Raw genomic sequence first — 1,448 nt, forward strand, 5'->3', positions numbered from 1 at the left:
GCTTTGGCCGATGTTCTCGGGCTACAGCCCCAGGAAGTAAGCGCTGAGTACGCTCGCCTCATGGACAGTTTCGGCACGTCTCAGGTTGCGAGACTTAACGCCGATATCGTCGTGGCCGCCATCGCTGTGGTGCGCAAGGCTCTAGATCTGGCCACAGGCGAGACATTCGATGTCGAGCAATCGCCCGATCTGTTTGCCCAGGCGCTGCGCGTTGCACTTGCTGCGGATTTGAGGAAACAGGGGAAGCGTACAGATGGATCTCGATCAGGAGATGGACAAGCTGGCTCAGCTGATCGCGCTGCGCGCGCAGCGGAAGATGGGCGACAAGCCCAAGCTCACGGTGGTCGGAAGCGTAAAGCCGGCTGAGCTGCCGGCTACAGCACCTGATGGAGTCAGCAGGAAGATCACGCACTCGGCGGTCCGCATGGACGTCGTACTTCGTGAGTCCCACTGCCGGATGATCCGGCACTTTCAGAGACGTTGGGGCTCTCCCATGCAGCTCCTGATCGACCAGGCTTGTTTCGGTTACATGGGCATCGAACAGCTTCCGGATGATGACCTGATCCAGCTGCATAAGGACTTGGAGCGCGCCGAAGATTGCCTGCGGGACGGCGTCAGCTTTGAAGATGCCGGCTTACTCCGCAGCCGCTATGGTTAAGAGGCATGACCAATGAGGAAGTATTTTTCTGCCGCTGGGATCGTGGTGCTCGCCCTTTGTGGGTGCGTCAACGCAAGCAACCCTAGCAACGATCCTGCGCGCGCCGCGGCTGCCCGTGCTTCTGCATCGGCAGCCGAGGCTGCGACAAAAGCTCAAGAGGCCATCGACACGCTCAAGGGATCAACGGCCGAACTGTGCGAAGGCGAATCTACTGCTGCCGAGCGCATCATGAAGGCAAGGCAGATGGGCACACCGATGGCTACCGTCATGGCTACTGCAACGAAGTATGGTGAGCCGTACGTGGGCTTCGTCCACAAGGCCTATGACCTTCCTCGCTTGACCAGTGAGGCCGCCAAAGACGTGGTCACGGGGGAGTTTAGAGACGCTGCATACAGCGACTGCCTCAAGCGTTGGGAATTCTGATTTCTTAACGGATTCAGAAATTCATTGAGACAAAAACGACTCGTAAACAGCATCGCTATTGTAAAGGTTAGATAGCAGCGCTATTGTTCCGTCATCGGCAGCCGCCGGAACGGAGACCTAGCAATGCCCCTGACCCTCAACACCAAGCGCACCGCCCGCGTCGGCCTGGCCGCCTTGGCGTGCTTCACCGCCCTGGGCGTGGTTGCTTGGGCCACCCCCACCGATGCACCCGCCGCGGCTACAGACGACGCGCCGAACGGGCTGGTGATCACCAGCCCCCGCACCTGCGCCGCCCTGGCTGTGTATGAGCTGGCCGCCAGGGAAGATTGGGCACTGCGTGCCACCGTCGCAAACACGACCCTCAAAG

The 1,448-nt window shown here is 60.0% G+C and carries 3 protein-coding genes; all 3 read left to right on the forward strand.

Annotated elements, in window-relative coordinates:
• Positions 1-253: 253 nt before the first annotated feature.
• Positions 254-658 carry a hypothetical protein gene (locus ACZ4VL_RS40705; protein WP_223224759.1) on the forward strand — a complete coding sequence of 135 codons (405 nt, stop codon included), beginning with the start codon at positions 254-256 and terminating at the stop codon, positions 656-658.
• 12 nt (positions 659-670) lie between these two features.
• Entirely contained in the window at positions 671-1,081 is a 411-nt protein-coding gene (locus ACZ4VL_RS40710) for a hypothetical protein (protein WP_197591095.1), read from the forward strand.
• A gap of 123 nt (positions 1,082-1,204) precedes the next feature.
• The coding region (locus tag ACZ4VL_RS40715; RefSeq protein ID WP_468211076.1) for a hypothetical protein at positions 1,205-1,448 on the forward strand (244 nt) is incomplete at its 3' end.

The sequence above is a fragment of the Streptomyces sp. NPDC029014 genome, from assembly GCF_055564695.1.